Here is a 14947-nt window from a genome sequence, read left to right as displayed (position 1 = left end):
CCCTTGATTTAATCTTGCTGGTGGCCTGCAAATAGGCGCTGATAAATTGCGGAAACATACTTCGCCTGGTGGATAGCATCGGCTAAGGCGTTGTGGCGCTCGCCGTCAAACGGCATATCACGCTTAGGATCAAAGCCAACTACACGGCCAAGCTCAACGATAGTGCGAACGTCCCTGTCGTTGTACCACTTCCACAGCAACGGAACGCATTCACGCTGGTAAGATTCACGCAGGATCACGTTATCGAATACAGCGCCGTTCCCCCATACGCGCAGGCTACGAGGATTGGCGACATTGGCCCGGATAAACTTATTCAGGTCATACAACGCAGACAGCAACGACGGCGCACCGTCAACGCAGATTGCCGCGCGGGCTTCGCTGCTTTGCTTCATCCACCAAATAATCGTATCGGCGTCAGGTGTTGCCTTACCGGCCATAACGCTTTGCAGGTCTACGGCGGTGTAGAACTGCTCGCCAAGTTCGCCGCTGTGCGGGTTAAAAAGTACAGCGCCGATAGTCAAGATAGGGGCGCTGGGCTTCTTACCCAGAGTTTCAAGGTCAAGCATCAAATGGTTCATCAATATTTATCCTGGCTGTGAGTCGTGAGTGTCATGCATCCGATTTCTTCTTGGAGTTGCGCAGCTTGGTGATGCGCGATTTGACCGCCCGCAGCTCCGCGTCTCCTTCCGCCACCGTCAGTGCAAACTTGAGCGCCTGCAACGGGGTGGTAAACATACTGGACAGTGGTTTCCCGCTAGCCGGGAACTGGTGGCGGCAACACGCCGGGATGTTTTTGAGCCAGTTCCCCTTTTTGTCCTGCGTCAACGAGCCTCGCTGGACGAGGTTCACATACTGTGTGTCGTCCGCGTATGCTTTCTTAACACCGAACTGAGATTGGCTGTTGCGCTTGCGACGAATGGTTCTAACCTCCCATTCATCGATGGTGATCTCCACGCGTCCCGCTTCGTTCGTGTAGGGCCAGCAGGTATAGAACACCTGCCCCGGCTTGAACTTGACCCTGCTTTCGGATTTGGTTGGTGTCATGCATCCCCCTTAACGCGCGCTTCAATCATTCCCCAGACCTTTTCGTACTCAGGCCAGTCAGCTTCGACGACCACGGCATCCAGTGGTTGCTTACCGTTGTTCTGTCGATGTGCGGTAACAGCAATAGCAATTCCCCTCAACGCCTCGCGCTGCTCAACTGTGAGCGCCTCGATTGCGTCTTTAAATTTGATAACCAGATAGCGGTTTTCGCGTTCCATTCACTTATCCTCTACGGTGAAACCAGCTTTCCCAACATCACGAGCAGCTGCATTACGCCCATCAACCCAGCCCTTGCAGTAGTCATCACTGGCTCCGGACACATGGCAGATGAAGAACTCGTCGTAGTTCACGATTTTAATTGGCGTAGCCAGCTTGGCTTCCAGCTCCGTGACTCGTTCACGTAAAACCCCGCGTTCACTAATCAGCCTCGCAGCATGCACCCGATGTGCTTGGTCTTTCGCTTCCAGCTCTGCCAGCAGGGCGGAGACGTACTCTTGCGAGTAGAGAGGCCGCCTGGACATGATCTCAACTTCACGGGCGATCATGTAAAGATGCTCGGTGTTGTACATGTCCGAACCACCGATCGGCCGCTTATGCTCTGCCAGATAGCGCAGAGCTTTTACGGAGGTTTCATTGCAGCCGTTAGGCCACGCCACCGGCTTGCTCAGTTCGCTCAGCTTTTCAGTGCTCATTGTGCTTTCTCCCGGGCCTCGGCCTGCTGCACCTTGACGTGCTTTGTGATGTTCCGGCCACAGTCGCAGCAGTAGAACGCTTTACCGCCTCTGATGCCGCTGGTGTGTTGACCTTCCTGAAACTCGCCTGACCAGTCGTAGAACTGCTTGAAGTCCACGATCTCTTTCGTGTGGTAGCCGTTCTCGCCGCCGCAATGCGGGCAGGCGGTTAACTCTGCGTTGTTGCTCTTACGCTTAGCCACGCTCCACCTCCCTCTATTTATCGATCACGCAGTTGTAATCATTGTGGGTAAGCAACAGCCAATTATGGCCGTCGTCTTTTGAAAGTAAGCGCCAGCGTTTATTTACACGAAAGGTCAGGTATTTTTTGCCATAGGTTCTTTTGGGGAATAATCGACCGGCGCGGAACTGTTTTAATTTTTCCAGCGCCTTCGCAGTAATCCACAAAGGCGCATTATTCAGATTGATGCTCATTGCTGGTGGCCTTCATTGCGATAATCATTAATTATCTGCATGACCTCGTCTTTAACACCTTTGGCTAACATCAGTGAATCGGTATCGCCTTGCACGATTGGCACAGCATCAAACAGCAGTTCCAGCATTCGACGGGCTTTCTTGGCGCTGAATTGTGGCTGAGCGACGCTCTTAGTGATTTTTTTCTTACCGGATTCTTCGGCCTTTTTCATCAAGCGCGCGGCTTCACGGTCGGCATATACGCCATGCTCGCGGTTAATTTGAATAGCCAGGGCATAGTTAATGGAACCAGAGCGCACCAGGCTCTTGATATAGGGGCTGCATTCCTGCAATTGCAGATGCTGGAGGATATCGGACTCAGAACGCTTAACTTTCTTTGCGATCTCCGCGTTAGTCCAGCCCTGATTTACCAGCCGTTGATAGGCCGCGCCACGCTCGATAGGGGTAAGTGCCAGACCCTGCGAACTGGTGACCATGAAGGCGATTTTATCGGCCTCAGTACCCACAAAATCCTTACACTCAAGACGCGCCACCTCATGCCCGGCTTCACTTGCCAACAGCGCACCGTGGAAGCGGTGGTGACCGTCGATAACTTTCACGCCTTGCTCAGTCACTTCAACTGCCAGCGGTGGTATATATTCCCCCGCAATAAACGCATCCCTAAACTCTTCAACGTGCGCCTGATTTAATTCGCGAACGTTATAGCCGTCTTCAGCATAAATTTCACTGAGTGGAACCAGAAACGTTTTGCGAGTAGTGATATCCGAACCGATGCTTTCTTTTGCAGAATAACGCTGACTTAAAGTTGCCATAATTATCTTCCATTCTTAGAGGGTGAAAATGCTTCACTATGCGCCACACACGGTGGCGCATAAGACTGCACTTTATTTAATTGAACCTTCATAAACCGGGATTTTTTCGAGCTGGTTTTCCAGGTCTACGACGATCTCGGTGAATGCATGTTCAACGATTTTTTTCGGTTCGATAAGTTCGTACCAAAGCGCTAAGCCGCCGTCTTTCAGGCGGTAGCGGATACGGGCTTCAACCTGGTAAGGTGCGCCGTTATGGAATGGCGCGATGGCCAGGCTGATTTTTTCCGGCAGGGAGGTGTTACCACTTCCTGATTTTTCATCGCTATAGCTCATTTGGAACGTGCCATCTTGCAGGCGACGCACCGATTTGAATTCAGCTTTGCGGGTTTCTTGGAACGCCAGAACCATTTCCAACAACGCCGTACCAGATGGGCCTTTGTAGTCATCACTGATCGGCGCTATATCGCGGATGTGGTTTTCGAGGAACTCTGCAAAGTCCGTCTGGTTCATCGCGCGGCTGTCACGTTCGGCCCACGCTTGCCACTCATCGGAATACGGGCAATCGTAAACAGCACGATGATTAGCCCACTCAGCGGAATTTGGGGCCGAGTGATAATCCAGAACCGCTTCGATACGGGTTGCTGTTTTATCGGCGAAAATTGCTGTGCGTTCGTCGGAAAACTTTTTAACGTAGGCAATCAGTGAAGATGCTGAAATGAGCTTGACCGCCTGGCGAATTAAGGACGGCTGAAGTTGATAACTCTCCAGAGATTTGACGTTATGATCATTAGGCACAACGGCTACTGGAATATCCGTTTTCGGCGTGAACGCGGTCAGTGCCAATTCCTGAATTTCGCGCACTGAGCCATTAGCGAGGCTTGCAAGTTCTTGCATGCTATTTTCCTTAATTAATATTAACGTTGCTGGCTAAATTAATTAGCCGTGGGCTTGCAGCTTAATAGGCGCTGCGGCGGGGGCTGTATCAATGACTTTCAAATCCATTTGCACTTGAGATGGATCATCACGCATTAAATCGCCATCGGCGGTTGAGAACATAATGGTGTCAGCCCGATCCAGTTCAGGAATGGATTTCTTGACGTTCGGGGTGATTTTCATCGTGTTTTCGTCGCGGCTGTTCAACATCTGGCAATTAAGCGTCAACGTAACAGCGCCTTTCTTGCCGGTTTCGCGAACCATTTTAATAACCTCGGCCAGCGCTTCGGTAAGCTCCTGGTCTAAGGTGCCTTTGTTGATATAAGCCAGCTGCTGGCTAAAGGGAGTGCATTTGCTTTCAGACATACTATTTCTCCTCGTCACATACAGAGAAGAACTCGGGCCGGGTGACGCCCTCCACGGTTAAATGGATGCCAGAATTCTTCTCTCTATGAAAAAGGGCGACCAGCCTATGAACATTATCTTCACCCCTTATTGGTTGAAGTTCGGTCTGGCCGCCAAAGACTACACACAGCAAAGATTTAGAGCGGGTGGCCTTTCTGGGACAGGATTTTCACCAGGCGGGCAAAGAAGGTGAGGCGTACAGCTTGCACGGTAGGAGCCACGCGCATGGTATCGACAACGACTGTGTTAACATTGCGGTTGATCATGTTGAATCTCCGTTCTACTGGTCAGGCCCCGGCAAAGATTGGCGTCTGCAGCCGGGGCTATTTTGAAGATATCGTTTTGGGCATCAGCCCGGCCTTAGCCAATTCGCTGATGACCTTTTTGCGCAGCCCATCTTTAGCTGCTGACAGGTGGAAAGCGGCTCCGGCGTAGCGAACGAAAACGGAACTGCCTGAAACTTCGGCACACCCAGTGACGCCGGAATGACTGAAATTCAGAGATTTCATGATCGTCACCAGTGGCTCACTCGTTCTCTGTCCCACATATCGATAAATGCAGGCCCACGCGGAATTGATTTATTGGCTTTCCGCTGGATATGCCGACCTTTCATTTCTAGAGTCTGTCCGACCCTGGTATATCCCTTAACAGCGTTATCAGACCTAACCTTTTGTTTGAAGAATGGAGCGTTGCCGAAGATCGCATGTTTTCGGCTTAACAGAACTGCGGCGGCTTGCTTATTTGACATGCCTGCATGGAAATAAATAGTTGCTTTGGCCATCGTGTAATCCTTTCGTATTGTGCGCCCCGTAGGGCGCGGTGGGTGTTAGAACGTTAAGTTGCGAATCAGAGGCGCTGCCGTTGAACCGCCGCTCATCTGCACGCGAACACGGCTTACTGACGGCTTGGTGCGTTCTTCTCCGGTGTAGCTATTAAATGTGCATGGCCCCAGCACCAGGCGGGGAACTCCGCGAAGAATTACGGTTTCACCGGCTTTTGGATGCTTGCGATATGCCTTTCGGCGTTGTGCTGCGTTCATCGTGTAACCCTCTGCTGTAGTGGTTTTATGCCTGTCCGCCGGATGCTCTCGACGGCAGGGTAAATCCACTCTTTCCTTAAAGAACGTTACCGGTCGATCCCTCTCGGGGCCGGGGAATGATTGCATCGCTCACCCCTTGGCGTGTTGCCTGTTGGCATCCTGCCTTACCCGTAACGTTTGCGGCGGTGTTTTGCTGGTGGCGTCTCGGGTTGATGAGGTGAGTTTAATAAACAATAAACTTTATCGTCAAGTAAATACTAAACTTAAGGTGTCGTAAAGTATTAACCAATTGAATATTTTGATAATTTATTTTTTAGAGTTGGTTAGAAAGGTATTAGAATTTGCTGAGGATGAGTGGATATAGAAAACCCGGCACTGTGGCCGGGTTGGGGGGATGCTGGATAACTTATCCGTGGCGCTTGTATGCTTGTGACTGGCTGAGTAATACGCGCCCGATAACCTTCAGTTTATGTTCGTTTTCTTCAGTAATAACCCAATCGGCATACTCCGAGTTGTCTGAATGGACGAGCAAATGATCTGGCATCATCTGAAGCCTTTTCACATGAAGGTGATTCTTAAATAAAAACACATAGATACCATCGCCAGTGAAATAGTCTTTGCTTACATCGACAAAGATAGCATCTCCTACCTCAATTGTTCCTGCCATGCTATCACCGTCAACGGTAATCATCTTTATTTGTGATGCCTGCTTACCACCAAACATCTGCAACGCATGATCATTGGTGTACTCAATTGAACGAATGGTCTGAATCACTTCGCTGTTGATTACCCCTGGCCCAGCACTTGCCTGGACATCAAGAACTTCGATTTTGAAATCGCTACTTTGCTGATTTGCCAGCCGATCATCGTTGACGTCATCAAGGAAGCCTTTCGGCATCCCATAACTATTCTCAAGGCGTCTTGCAGCCCGCTCGCCAAAAGATGCCTTACCCGTCATCAATTGTGACAGGTAGCTCTTTTCGCTGGCTGGCAGCACTTTGTCTGCGAACCAAGCCCTCAGACGTTCACGCCGATTTTCAGTCGTATTCATTTTTTCATTGTGCTTAGCAATAACTAAACAAGCAAATACTTGACGTTTAGTTTAGTGTTTAATAAACTCCGTTCAATTAACGAGGTGACCTATGCAACTAAAAATTTATATCGATGGGTTGGAGAGAGGTGAAGCCAAGAAGTTGGCAGATCAACTTAATGTTTCCAGCTCTTATCTTTCACAAATGGCATCTGGTCGATGCCCCATCTCACCCGCTCGTTGCGTAGAAATTGAGATCGCAACCGAGGGGAAGGTTAGCAGGCGTGATCTTCGTCCGTCTGATTGGAAAAAAATCTGGCCTGAGTTGGCCGCCGCCTGACGTAAGAAATTATCTAGCAAGATCGAAGATTAAGTAACCACAGCCCGAGGAGTACAACTGTGTCACAGCAAAAAGCGCCGGACTGGCAGGCAGAAAAACAGCCTGAATGGGTGGTCAATTCCGCCCGCAAAATCATCACTGGTCTGCCTGGTGGCTATGCTGAGGCTGCACAGTGGCTGGGGGTTACGGAAGACGCGCTGTTTAACCGTCTTCGCCCAAACAGCAACCAAATTTTCCCGATCGGCTGGTTTATGGTTTTACAGCAAGCTGGTGGCAATACCCACTTTGCCGATGCTGTATCCCGCCAGTCTCGCTGCGTGAACGTGCGTCTGCCCGAAGTTGAAGACGTCGATCGAGACGACATCAACGCCAAGCTGATGGAAGCGATTGAGTACATCGGCAAGCACTCCGAACTTGTCCGCAAATTTACCGAAGACGGCGAGATAGACGCCGCCGAGCGTAAAGCGCTGGACGCCAATACCTACCGCCTGATCGCGACGTTCCAGGAGCACATCCTGTTGCTCTATAGCGTGTTCTGTCCGGCGGAAGTCACCCCAATCCACAAAGCGAAGTGGTGCGGCCCTATGCCGTAGGGAACTGCTGTATTTCACAACCGGAGGGTAAGCGTATGGAGCCTGCATCGTTTGTTCGAACCGCCATGCCTGCGGTGTATTGCCGCGAGGATGCCGCATGGATTCAAGACCAGCTCGGTAAGTTACCGCACGGACAGCGCGGGAAGATTGCGCACGCCTACGAGGAGGCTTACCGCACAGCGTTCGACGCCGAGGAGGTTTCCTACCGGCAGGAGAACGCTGGCCGCAAAGCGGCTAACACGCGCCTGCGGCTGTACGTCGAGCGGTATTCACGGGCAGGCCAGGGTATGACAACCGCGCCACCGCTGGTGGGGCAAAACAGGGTAGCGGCATGAATTTTTTAGCCGGTGTTTTTTTAAACGGGGGAGAGGGGAAGGGTAAGAGGGGGGAAAGGGGGGTGATCGGGTTGGGGTGTGGGGGAAGGAACGGGCTTTACCAGAGAGAAGATCTTTAAGGGATCGAGTGTTTAAAAAAGCCAAACGGACATTTAGACGGCTAGACGATTAAACGAGGAGATAACGATGACGCTTACAATCCAGCCACGCGAAAAACAGATAGTTGCACTGAACATGCTGCGCGCGGCGTGGAAACAGTACGCCTCGTTCATGATGTACGCCCCGGTCGGGTTCGGCAAAACCGCAATCGCGGCGCTGATCGCCAGCGGGTTCATCAGCCGCAACATGCGCATAATGTTTGTGGCCCCGTATACCGTCCTGCTCGACCAGACCGCAACGCGTTTTATTGAGTACGGGTTGCCAGCTGAGGAGATCGGCTACATCTGGCGCGACCATCCGGCATATGACCCGAGCCGACTTATTCAAATCGCATCAGCCGATACGCTGATCCGCCGCGACTTCCCCGACAACATCGATCTGCTGATCATCGACGAGGCGCACCTGAAGCGCAAAAAAATGCTGGAATTCATCGACAAGCTGACCGCTAAAGGCGTGAAAGTGATCGGGTTGTCCGGTACTCCGTTCTCGGCCTGGCTGGGGACGTATTACCAGAAGCTGATCAAGCCGACGACGATGAAAGAGCTGATCGCTATCGGCGCGCTGAGCAAATACGAATTTTATGCCCCATCGCACCCAGACCTGAGCGAAGTGGAGACGTCAGAGCAAGCAGGCTATGGCCGAGACTACAAAGAACAGCAGGCTGCAGATGTGATGAGCGACCCGACGCTGGTGGGCGATATCGTTAAGAACTGGCTGGAGAACGGGGAAGACCGCCCGACCATTTGTTTTTGCGTCAACGTGGCCCACGCAAATTACGTGACCGTTGAATTCAGCAGAGTGGGTGTGACCGTTGAAGTGATGACGGCGGCGACGCCACACGAAGACCGCCAGATGACGATCCGCCGGTTTGAGCAGGGCATCACGAAGATCATCATCAACGTCGGCGTGCTGGTGGCCGGTTTTGATAGCGATGTCCGCTGCATCATCTACGCCCGCCCGACGAAATCAGAAATCCGCTGGCTGCAATGCCTTGGCCGTGGCTTGCGCACTGCGCCCGGTAAAGACCACTGCCTCATCTTCGACCACACAGGCACCGTGCATAAGCTCGGCTATCCCGACGATATCGAATATGACTACCTGCCCGCCAGTTCTGACGGGATGGAGAAAACGCCAGCGCGCGTGGTTAAGACTGACCAGCCTGAGCGCCTGCCGAAAGAATGCACCCAATGCCACTACGTGAAACCGGTCGGCGTCTACATCTGCCCGAAATGCGGCTTCAAGCCGATCGCAGGCGAGGACGTAGAAACCGATAAATCACGCGGCCTGAAAAAAGTGAAGCAAGCCAAGGAGGTTGTCACCAAAGAAGTGAAACAAGCCTGGTGGAGTCAAATCATCTACTACCAACGCATGCGCGCCGCCCAGGGCAAACCGGTAAGTGACGGCTGGTGCTCGCATGTCTACCGCAAAAAATTCGGGGTATGGCCGCAAGGGCTGTATCACGCACCGATGGCCATCACACCAGTGGTGAGCAACTTCATCAAATCAACGCAGATCGCCTACGCAAAATCTAAGCAAAACGAAGGGAAAGCCGCATGAATACCAAACAGGCAGCTATCGGCCATTGGCCGAAAATATTCGAGTTTTACGGCCTACCCCCGGTAACTGGGAAAAAACATTTTAAGGGAGAATGCCCGCTGTGTGGCCGCAAGGGCAAATATCGTTGCGACGACAAGAACGGCACCGGCTCTTACATCTGCGCATGCGGCGCGGGTGACGGTTGGGCGCTGCTGACCGGGGCAACCGGCAAGGACTTTAAAACGCTGGCGGCAGAGGTCGATAAGCTGATTGGCCGCGTCTACTCGCCGGAAGAGGGTTATCAAGCTGGTGGCCCTTCATCTGGCATAGCCTCGCAACGCCAGCGCGTGAGCTGCAAGTTTGCCTCGCTGACCAGCCTGAAAGGCACCGGCGCAGACCGTTACCTTAAGCTGCGCGGCATCACCAGCCTGCCACAAGACAACGTGCGCTACTGCGACCGGCAACGCGCAGCGGGTGGCGAATACCAATCCATCTATGCGCTGGCAACGGACGACAAAGGCGAGCTTTGCTACCTGCACCGCACCCTGCTCGACGGGGACAAAAAAGCCACGGTAGCTGGCGCGCCGAAAAAGATGATGAAGCTACAGGAGGACAGCTATCTGGAGCATGCCAGCTCGGTCGCTATCCGCATGTTCCCGCCGTCTACCACGCTGGGCATCGCTGAGGGCATCGAAACCGCGCTGTCGTGCCATCAAATCACGCAATGCAACACATGGGCGACGCTGAACACCACCTTCATGAAGAAGTTCCGCGTACCGCGTGGAGTGCAACGCCTGATCATCTTTGCTGACGCAGACAAGAACGCATCCGGCCACGCTGCGGCGTTTGAGTGCGCCCGCGCCAATCTGCTGGCAAAGAACGATCTCCAACAAGTCTCAGTGCGCTGGCCGAAGTCCGGCGACTTTAACGATCTGCTGCTTAACGGCTCAGAGGTCTACGAGTGGGTATTCCACCGCGAGGAAAACAATGAAAAAACCAACTAAGCCGAAGCAGTACAAGGCGAAAAAGTGCGCCCAATGCGGTGAAACGTTCACGCCGGTGAAGTATCTGCAAAAGGTCTGTGGCCCGCTCTGCGCTATCGCATACCAGAGTGACGCACGTAAGCGCCAGGCGGAAAGGGAACGCAAGGACAAGCTGAAAATTCGCAAACTGGCCGTTAAGCCGCTGCGCTACTTCATCAACCAGGCGCAGACCGAATTTAACGCCTACATCCGCGAGCGCGATGCCGACGAGCCATGCATCAGCTGTGGACGCTACCACACCGGCCAATACCACGCCGGGCATTACCGCACCGTTGGGAGCCATCCAGAGCTGCGCTTTGATGAAGATAACTGCCACAAGCAGTGCTCGGTCTGTAACAACTTCAAATCCGCGAACCTGAGCGAATACCGCCCTAACTTGATCGCCAAGATAGGCCAGGCACGGTTTGACCGGTTAATGGGGCCACCGCCGAAAGTCGGCAAGTTGGGCCGCAGTGACTATGAGCGCATCCGCGACACGTATAAAGCCAAACGCAAAGCATTGAAGCAGGAGAAGGCAGCATGATGACCCCAAAACAGAAACGAGAAATCAAACACAACGCCTGGGCGACTGTTGCCGGTGTTCCTCGCAAGAAATACCTGGGTAAGTACCAGCGCCTGACCCGGCTGCAAACATTGTGGATCACCTCGCTATTGAACGCCTGGGGCGATATGTACGGCGGCAACACCGACGGGAAGTTGAAGTGCAGTGGCGGCAGCGGTGTATGGGGGCAAATCGTGCCTGAGCAGTGGGACGACGAAAGCGCGGCGCGAATTGTGAAGGTGCTGGGCGACCTGCGCAAACTTGGGTATCGCGGGGAGGAGCAGTTGAAGAAGGCAACAACTATCCTCTGGCCTCAACGCTCTCTGGGCTCAATGCTGGTGGCTGCTGACGCTGGCGAGGAATGCGACTTCATGGAAAAAGCGGTGTTGGCGTCGATGACTCACGATAACCCGGTCTACATCATCGGCAAGCTGTTCTACACGGGCCGGAACAATACGGTCTCGGTGCTGGGGCGCTATATGCAAAATCATTACGCTCCCTGGCTGACACGCGATCAGGTGGATGACCGGGTGCGCTGGTGCATTGAAATATTCAATTCTGCGGTATTCGTCGCCGTTCGTGCGGCTATCTGCATCGAAAATGAAGAAAAATGCAAAAATATCTTGAAAATAGCCAAAGAAACTGCATAATACAGGTATGCTTTCGCGAAGCTGTACCATCAAGCGATGCAACAAAATGACCCGCCACTGAGCGGGTTTTTGCAATTTTGGAAGGTTATTGGTTTTCGATATGTAGTGCCAGAAGTGAGCAATAACAACTACATACTGCTATGTGAGCCATAATGGTAACTTTTCAGTGTCTTCTGTTTTAATTTACAGTATGTCTTGACTATTAAGTGTCTGCTATATTCAGTTGCGATGCCAACGGACGGTAATTTTAGCTCACGTTGAACTTGGCAGTTTGAATAGTTTGAAGAGCAAAGAATATGACAGACAAAAAACAAGAAGAAGTTAATCAGGCTAATAATGAGTACCCGAATTATTTTCCTGAAAACGTTCCGCCCAAAGAAGCAAAGGACGCAGAAGGTGAGTTCTTTCGTATCGTGAAGAGTAACCCTCCGCAGCAGGGTTGCTTTTTGAGTATGTATAAAGAGAAACCTAATAGACTGAAAAAATTCAGCGGGTTGAAACTTAAATGTTGTTACGGTGTTTCTGTTTATACCGAGGAAAGTGCAGTTGTAAATGCATTTGATAAGTTTCCGGAAGGGACTGGGCAGAGATACGTCGCTAAAGGCACTGTATGTGCTGAAAATGGAAAAATGATGAAAACCTTTTCCGACCCATTTCATCATACTTTGTGGTTAAAATTGAATTCTCAGATACATGAGGTTTTTGCATGTACTCGGGGGCTGAATAAATGAGTAACTTATTCTTGTCCGACACACAATTTGGCTCTTTGTTTTTCAAGAACATATATGAGTTTTTCGAAGAGCCTAGGTTTTTTTCAGTATCCAATGAAGTTGGAGGGCTTTTTGTTGTCTATTGGATAGGTGATGATGATGACTATGATAAATGGTTTATAATCCCAATATCCAAAGGCAGACTGGAGCATCTAGAGCGGAAGAGAATAGACATTCATGCGGTATTGTCTTATCAAGAACAGCGCTCTTATTATCAAGTGAATATTCCGTATGATGACTCTGAAGAGCCGGAATATATAACAAGAGAATCTCAAGATATTGCGGCAGCGATAAAGCTTCCAAGGCCTGGACTATTCATCAGTGGGGTAACACCAGTCCTTGATACTGGTAAGTTGGGCGCGGAAGTGCAGTTTTCGACCCATGAGATTCATATCGAGAAGAGCGCTAAAAATAGCCAAGTGCCTTTGATGCTAAATGGTGTTTCTAAAGTTTTCGAGAAATTTAATGATTTATATAATTCTATATTAGAAGCTGTCGGTGAAAAGGATGCGATGACCCCCATATCTGGAAGGCCTGGGTCGTTCGCACTCTCATTTCAGGCTGAAAAGCTTGAGCATTTCGAACCGCTTTTGAAAGGTCTTAATGACCTCATTCTGTACAAAAGGGATATCATTCCCTACATTAAAAAAAATAATATAGACGTGCAGATGATTGAAGCACTGTTTCAAAGTGTAATTGAAACAAGTACAACAATGGAGCTGAAAAGCAATAGTACTGGTGAGTTGATTTTCTCTCTCAGCAAGCCTAATGCATTAATTTACATCAATGGATTGGCTAAGCTTGCAAGCGAGTTTGTCGGCGGCTATCAAGTCCCACAGGCCAATATTATTGATCAGGTATTTAAAATTGTAGAGCTAAAACATAAAGATAAATACCTGAACTTGGAATCTACTGGACTAGATGAACGCCATATTTTCTATTACATTCATGCTGCAAAAATACTTGGCTTCTTGAATGCTAATGGCTCCATTGCCGCTTTAGGGCAACAGCTCGCAGAGTCTTCTGTAGAGTCAAAACTTAAAATAGCGGCAAGAAGTTTTGAAGCGAGCCACTGTGGCTGGGCTTGGATTATGTGGAGCAATGCGAAAAACCTCAAAGGGGTCAAAGCTGAGACAGCAGAAGAGTTCCTAATGGAAAAATGCTTATCCCTTAGTACCACCACCATTAAGCGTCGTGCATCGACCTTACGGCAGTGGTGTGATGCTTTTCAACCAGTTTACCAAGAGTTTTAATTTTTTATCGATCACAAGGCTACCCTCTGGTGGCCTTTTTTTTTGATAAATTAAAGCGAAGCCTCATCCAACATTAACCGGTGTCCCAACTGAGGGGTTGTGTCGGCAGCGGGGTGATGGGGCTTCGCCTTAATGTTTGTGAAAATACCCTGAATGAAATTCGTTAGGGCATCAGTGAACCACTATGGATGGCGAACCAACCAGTAAGGTAAACAGAATGACGCTGCCTATAGCGACAGCTGCTGCTAATTCATTTTTCATATCTTAATCCCCGGTAAATGTGTTGGTACTGCTGCGAACTCTGTCGGTTCGATGTTGCTTCTACTCGCCAGGGCTACTCTGGTGAAGGTGCCCGCGTGTGCGGGCTAGAGAAGCCATTCTGGTGTATCAAATGTTACAAGACACATATTAGATATTGATAACTCTATATGACAATTTCAACTTAGGACTATTCCGAAGTGAGGGCAAGTGTCTGGGGAAACTCATCCTCATTTTAAGACAAAACTCATTAAGAACTTGCACCTGGTTGAAGTGATCGTGGCCTGACCAAAGTTACCAATACAACTTAGTGGCCCCGGCATTTGCTGGGGCTTTTTGCATCTAACGCCCGGCATCGGCTGAGCTAACACAGGAGATAACTCATGTCCGAACCGGTAACCAGTACCGCCGCAGGGACTTACATGATTGGCGGTATCACTATTGCTGGGCTGGTGGCGGGAGCAGATACGGGCGTAATCATCGGTGCTTTCGCTGGTGCTGTGATTTATGTCCTGTCGGCAGCTGATCTTTCAATCTGGCATCGTCTGGCGTCGTTCCTGGCATCGTTCATGATTGGCACGCTGGCGGCTGGGTTCGTCACTGACGCCATCAACTACCTGACCCCGGACGCTATTCACGCAGAAAGGCCGCTGGGTGCTGTAGTTGCTGCTGCTGTGGCGGTTCGCATCTTCATGTACATCAGCAAGCAGTCGGAAAATCCGGGGCAGTGGTTTAAGCGGCTGCGGGGAGGTAGTGGTGATGGCCAGTGAAATTATCTTGATTGTGAATGCGGTGGCCTGCACGGCTATCGCGTTGCGTCTGATGACATTTCGCAGGGCTGGTGGCACTCATCGGCCATTAGCCGCATGGGCGGCATATTTCCTCATTATCGCGGCGGCGTCCGTACCAATCCGCATCCTGACCGGTGAGTACGTTTGTGCCGATTGGTCGGAGACATTCATCAATATCGCGTTTTGCGTCACGGTGCTGGCGGCACGCGGGAATGTCATGCACCTGGCTAAACCTTTCTTGAGATAGAC

General features: G+C 50.9%; 24 protein-coding genes. 11 read left to right on the top strand and 13 right to left on the bottom strand.

The genetic code is table 11. The annotated features are described in order from the left end of the window. Positions 1-8 precede the first annotated feature (8 nt). The 13 genes from AAIE04_RS20070 to AAIE04_RS20010 all read right to left on the bottom strand — a co-directional run bounded on the left by AAIE04_RS20070 (position 9) and on the right by AAIE04_RS20010 (position 6450). The gene (locus AAIE04_RS20070) at positions 9-578 is read right to left on the bottom strand and encodes a 3'-5' exonuclease (protein ID WP_498577584.1); all 570 of its coding nucleotides are present in this window, start codon (positions 576-578) and stop codon (positions 9-11) included. Between the two features lie 31 nt (positions 579-609). Continuing rightward, positions 610-1044 carry a hypothetical protein gene (locus tag AAIE04_RS20065; RefSeq protein WP_498577583.1) on the bottom strand — a complete coding sequence of 145 codons (435 nt, stop codon included), beginning with the start codon at positions 1042-1044 and terminating at the stop codon, positions 610-612. Then, positions 1041-1262 carry a hypothetical protein gene (locus AAIE04_RS20060; protein WP_492175990.1) on the bottom strand — a complete coding sequence of 74 codons (222 nt, stop codon included), beginning with the start codon at positions 1260-1262 and terminating at the stop codon, positions 1041-1043. Before AAIE04_RS20060 ends, AAIE04_RS20065 begins: the two co-directional genes overlap by 4 nt. Continuing rightward, positions 1263-1736, bottom strand: coding sequence for a hypothetical protein (locus AAIE04_RS20055; protein WP_498577582.1), 474 nt, complete (start codon positions 1734-1736; stop codon positions 1263-1265). Beyond that, positions 1733-1978, bottom strand: a complete 246-nt coding sequence (locus tag AAIE04_RS20050; RefSeq protein WP_498577581.1) for a molecular chaperone DnaJ — start codon at positions 1976-1978, stop codon at positions 1733-1735. The genes AAIE04_RS20055 and AAIE04_RS20050 overlap by 4 nt, the downstream gene beginning before the upstream one ends. 13 nt (positions 1979-1991) lie before the next feature. Then, entirely contained in the window at positions 1992-2210 is a 219-nt protein-coding gene (locus tag AAIE04_RS20045; RefSeq protein ID WP_049269876.1) for a ParE family toxin-like protein, read from the bottom strand. Then, positions 2207-3022: a ParB/RepB/Spo0J family partition protein gene (locus AAIE04_RS20040; RefSeq protein ID WP_085337736.1), complete on the bottom strand. Its 816-nt coding sequence runs from the start codon at positions 3020-3022 to the stop codon at positions 2207-2209. The genes AAIE04_RS20045 and AAIE04_RS20040 overlap by 4 nt, the downstream gene beginning before the upstream one ends. A 72-nt stretch (positions 3023-3094) precedes the next feature. Continuing rightward, positions 3095-3916, bottom strand: coding sequence for a YfdQ family protein (locus AAIE04_RS20035; RefSeq protein WP_346425680.1), 822 nt, complete (start codon positions 3914-3916; stop codon positions 3095-3097). 42 nt (positions 3917-3958) lie between these two features. After that, positions 3959-4321 (bottom strand): YfdP family phage-associated protein, encoded by a 363-nt coding sequence (locus AAIE04_RS20030; RefSeq protein ID WP_046687498.1) that lies wholly within the window; start codon positions 4319-4321, stop codon positions 3959-3961. 176 nt (positions 4322-4497) lie between these two features. Next, positions 4498-4626, bottom strand: a complete 129-nt coding sequence (locus AAIE04_RS20025; RefSeq protein WP_268258510.1) for a hypothetical protein — start codon at positions 4624-4626, stop codon at positions 4498-4500. 57 nt (positions 4627-4683) lie between these two features. Beyond that, complete coding sequence (locus AAIE04_RS20020) at positions 4684-4869, bottom strand: hypothetical protein (protein WP_197784001.1); 186 nt, start codon at positions 4867-4869, stop codon at positions 4684-4686. A 5-nt stretch (positions 4870-4874) separates the two neighbouring features. Next, the gene (locus AAIE04_RS20015) at positions 4875-5141 is read right to left on the bottom strand and encodes a hypothetical protein (protein ID WP_126179969.1); all 267 of its coding nucleotides are present in this window, start codon (positions 5139-5141) and stop codon (positions 4875-4877) included. A 664-nt stretch (positions 5142-5805) separates the two neighbouring features. After that, positions 5806-6450 (bottom strand): S24 family peptidase, encoded by a 645-nt coding sequence (locus AAIE04_RS20010; RefSeq protein ID WP_498577580.1) that lies wholly within the window; start codon positions 6448-6450, stop codon positions 5806-5808. A gap of 91 nt (positions 6451-6541) precedes the next feature. Between AAIE04_RS20010 and AAIE04_RS20005 the strand changes: the two genes are divergently transcribed. From AAIE04_RS20005 to AAIE04_RS19955, 11 genes are all read left to right on the top strand, one after another. Continuing rightward, positions 6542-6769: a transcriptional regulator gene (locus tag AAIE04_RS20005; RefSeq protein ID WP_208061209.1), complete on the top strand. Its 228-nt coding sequence runs from the start codon at positions 6542-6544 to the stop codon at positions 6767-6769. A 59-nt stretch (positions 6770-6828) separates the two neighbouring features. Beyond that, positions 6829-7362, top strand: a complete 534-nt coding sequence (locus AAIE04_RS20000) for a YmfL family putative regulatory protein (protein WP_498577579.1) — start codon at positions 6829-6831, stop codon at positions 7360-7362. Between the two features lie 35 nt (positions 7363-7397). After that, complete coding sequence (locus tag AAIE04_RS19995; protein WP_498577578.1) at positions 7398-7697, top strand: hypothetical protein; 300 nt, start codon at positions 7398-7400, stop codon at positions 7695-7697. Between the two features lie 186 nt (positions 7698-7883). After that, the gene (locus tag AAIE04_RS19990; protein ID WP_498577577.1) at positions 7884-9413 is read left to right on the top strand and encodes a DEAD/DEAH box helicase; all 1530 of its coding nucleotides are present in this window, start codon (positions 7884-7886) and stop codon (positions 9411-9413) included. Then, positions 9410-10396 (top strand): toprim domain-containing protein, encoded by a 987-nt coding sequence (locus AAIE04_RS19985; protein ID WP_033655077.1) that lies wholly within the window; start codon positions 9410-9412, stop codon positions 10394-10396. Before AAIE04_RS19990 ends, AAIE04_RS19985 begins: the two co-directional genes overlap by 4 nt. Beyond that, positions 10380-10958, top strand: coding sequence for a recombination protein NinG (locus tag AAIE04_RS19980; RefSeq protein ID WP_213680177.1), 579 nt, complete (start codon positions 10380-10382; stop codon positions 10956-10958). Before AAIE04_RS19985 ends, AAIE04_RS19980 begins: the two co-directional genes overlap by 17 nt. Continuing rightward, positions 10955-11626, top strand: coding sequence for a hypothetical protein (locus AAIE04_RS19975; RefSeq protein WP_498577576.1), 672 nt, complete (start codon positions 10955-10957; stop codon positions 11624-11626). The genes AAIE04_RS19980 and AAIE04_RS19975 overlap by 4 nt, the downstream gene beginning before the upstream one ends. 296 nt (positions 11627-11922) lie before the next feature. After that, on the top strand, positions 11923-12357 hold the full coding sequence (locus AAIE04_RS19970; protein ID WP_122137178.1) for a hypothetical protein: 435 nt from the start codon (positions 11923-11925) through the stop codon (positions 12355-12357). Then, positions 12354-13649 (top strand): DUF6575 domain-containing protein, encoded by a 1296-nt coding sequence (locus AAIE04_RS19965; protein WP_122016202.1) that lies wholly within the window; start codon positions 12354-12356, stop codon positions 13647-13649. The genes AAIE04_RS19970 and AAIE04_RS19965 overlap by 4 nt, the downstream gene beginning before the upstream one ends. Before the next feature lie 641 nt (positions 13650-14290). Further along, on the top strand, positions 14291-14677 hold the full coding sequence (locus tag AAIE04_RS19960) for a putative holin (protein WP_033655082.1): 387 nt from the start codon (positions 14291-14293) through the stop codon (positions 14675-14677). Next, positions 14667-14945 carry a phage holin family protein gene (locus tag AAIE04_RS19955; RefSeq protein WP_033655083.1) on the top strand — a complete coding sequence of 93 codons (279 nt, stop codon included), beginning with the start codon at positions 14667-14669 and terminating at the stop codon, positions 14943-14945. Before AAIE04_RS19960 ends, AAIE04_RS19955 begins: the two co-directional genes overlap by 11 nt. Positions 14946-14947: the final 2 nt, after the last annotated feature.

The organism is Serratia sp. Ae19-1 (assembly GCF_059801225.1).
This window is presented reverse-complemented; position numbering and strand designations above follow the sequence as displayed.

What these genes read in the sequence shown, in the direction of transcription:
- AAIE04_RS20070 (WP_498577584.1), bottom strand. Translation starts at nt 578, where the DNA reads ATGAACCATTTGATGCTTGACCTTGAAACTCTGGGTAAGAAGCCCAGC.
- AAIE04_RS20065 (WP_498577583.1), bottom strand. Translation starts at nt 1,044, where the DNA reads ATGACACCAACCAAATCCGAAAGCAGGGTCAAGTTCAAGCCGGGGCAG.
- AAIE04_RS20060 (WP_492175990.1), bottom strand. Translation starts at nt 1,262, where the DNA reads ATGGAACGCGAAAACCGCTATCTGGTTATCAAATTTAAAGACGCAATC.
- AAIE04_RS20055 (WP_498577582.1), bottom strand. Translation starts at nt 1,736, where the DNA reads ATGAGCACTGAAAAGCTGAGCGAACTGAGCAAGCCGGTGGCGTGGCCT.
- AAIE04_RS20045 (WP_049269876.1), bottom strand. Translation starts at nt 2,210, where the DNA reads ATGAGCATCAATCTGAATAATGCGCCTTTGTGGATTACTGCGAAGGCG.
- AAIE04_RS20040 (WP_085337736.1), bottom strand. Translation starts at nt 3,022, where the DNA reads ATGGCAACTTTAAGTCAGCGTTATTCTGCAAAAGAAAGCATCGGTTCG.
- AAIE04_RS20035 (WP_346425680.1), bottom strand. Translation starts at nt 3,916, where the DNA reads ATGCAAGAACTTGCAAGCCTCGCTAATGGCTCAGTGCGCGAAATTCAG.
- AAIE04_RS20030 (WP_046687498.1), bottom strand. Translation starts at nt 4,321, where the DNA reads ATGTCTGAAAGCAAATGCACTCCCTTTAGCCAGCAGCTGGCTTATATC.
- AAIE04_RS20025 (WP_268258510.1), bottom strand. Translation starts at nt 4,626, where the DNA reads ATGATCAACCGCAATGTTAACACAGTCGTTGTCGATACCATGCGCGTG.
- AAIE04_RS20020 (WP_197784001.1), bottom strand. Translation starts at nt 4,869, where the DNA reads ATGAAATCTCTGAATTTCAGTCATTCCGGCGTCACTGGGTGTGCCGAA.
- AAIE04_RS20015 (WP_126179969.1), bottom strand. Translation starts at nt 5,141, where the DNA reads ATGGCCAAAGCAACTATTTATTTCCATGCAGGCATGTCAAATAAGCAA.
- AAIE04_RS20010 (WP_498577580.1), bottom strand. Translation starts at nt 6,450, where the DNA reads ATGAATACGACTGAAAATCGGCGTGAACGTCTGAGGGCTTGGTTCGCA.
- AAIE04_RS20005 (WP_208061209.1), top strand. Translation starts at nt 6,542, where the DNA reads ATGCAACTAAAAATTTATATCGATGGGTTGGAGAGAGGTGAAGCCAAG.
- AAIE04_RS19995 (WP_498577578.1), top strand. Translation starts at nt 7,398, where the DNA reads ATGGAGCCTGCATCGTTTGTTCGAACCGCCATGCCTGCGGTGTATTGC.
- AAIE04_RS19990 (WP_498577577.1), top strand. Translation starts at nt 7,884, where the DNA reads ATGACGCTTACAATCCAGCCACGCGAAAAACAGATAGTTGCACTGAAC.
- AAIE04_RS19985 (WP_033655077.1), top strand. Translation starts at nt 9,410, where the DNA reads ATGAATACCAAACAGGCAGCTATCGGCCATTGGCCGAAAATATTCGAG.
- AAIE04_RS19980 (WP_213680177.1), top strand. Translation starts at nt 10,380, where the DNA reads ATGAAAAAACCAACTAAGCCGAAGCAGTACAAGGCGAAAAAGTGCGCC.
- AAIE04_RS19975 (WP_498577576.1), top strand. Translation starts at nt 10,955, where the DNA reads ATGATGACCCCAAAACAGAAACGAGAAATCAAACACAACGCCTGGGCG.
- AAIE04_RS19970 (WP_122137178.1), top strand. Translation starts at nt 11,923, where the DNA reads ATGACAGACAAAAAACAAGAAGAAGTTAATCAGGCTAATAATGAGTAC.
- AAIE04_RS19965 (WP_122016202.1), top strand. Translation starts at nt 12,354, where the DNA reads ATGAGTAACTTATTCTTGTCCGACACACAATTTGGCTCTTTGTTTTTC.
- AAIE04_RS19960 (WP_033655082.1), top strand. Translation starts at nt 14,291, where the DNA reads ATGTCCGAACCGGTAACCAGTACCGCCGCAGGGACTTACATGATTGGC.
- AAIE04_RS19955 (WP_033655083.1), top strand. Translation starts at nt 14,667, where the DNA reads ATGGCCAGTGAAATTATCTTGATTGTGAATGCGGTGGCCTGCACGGCT.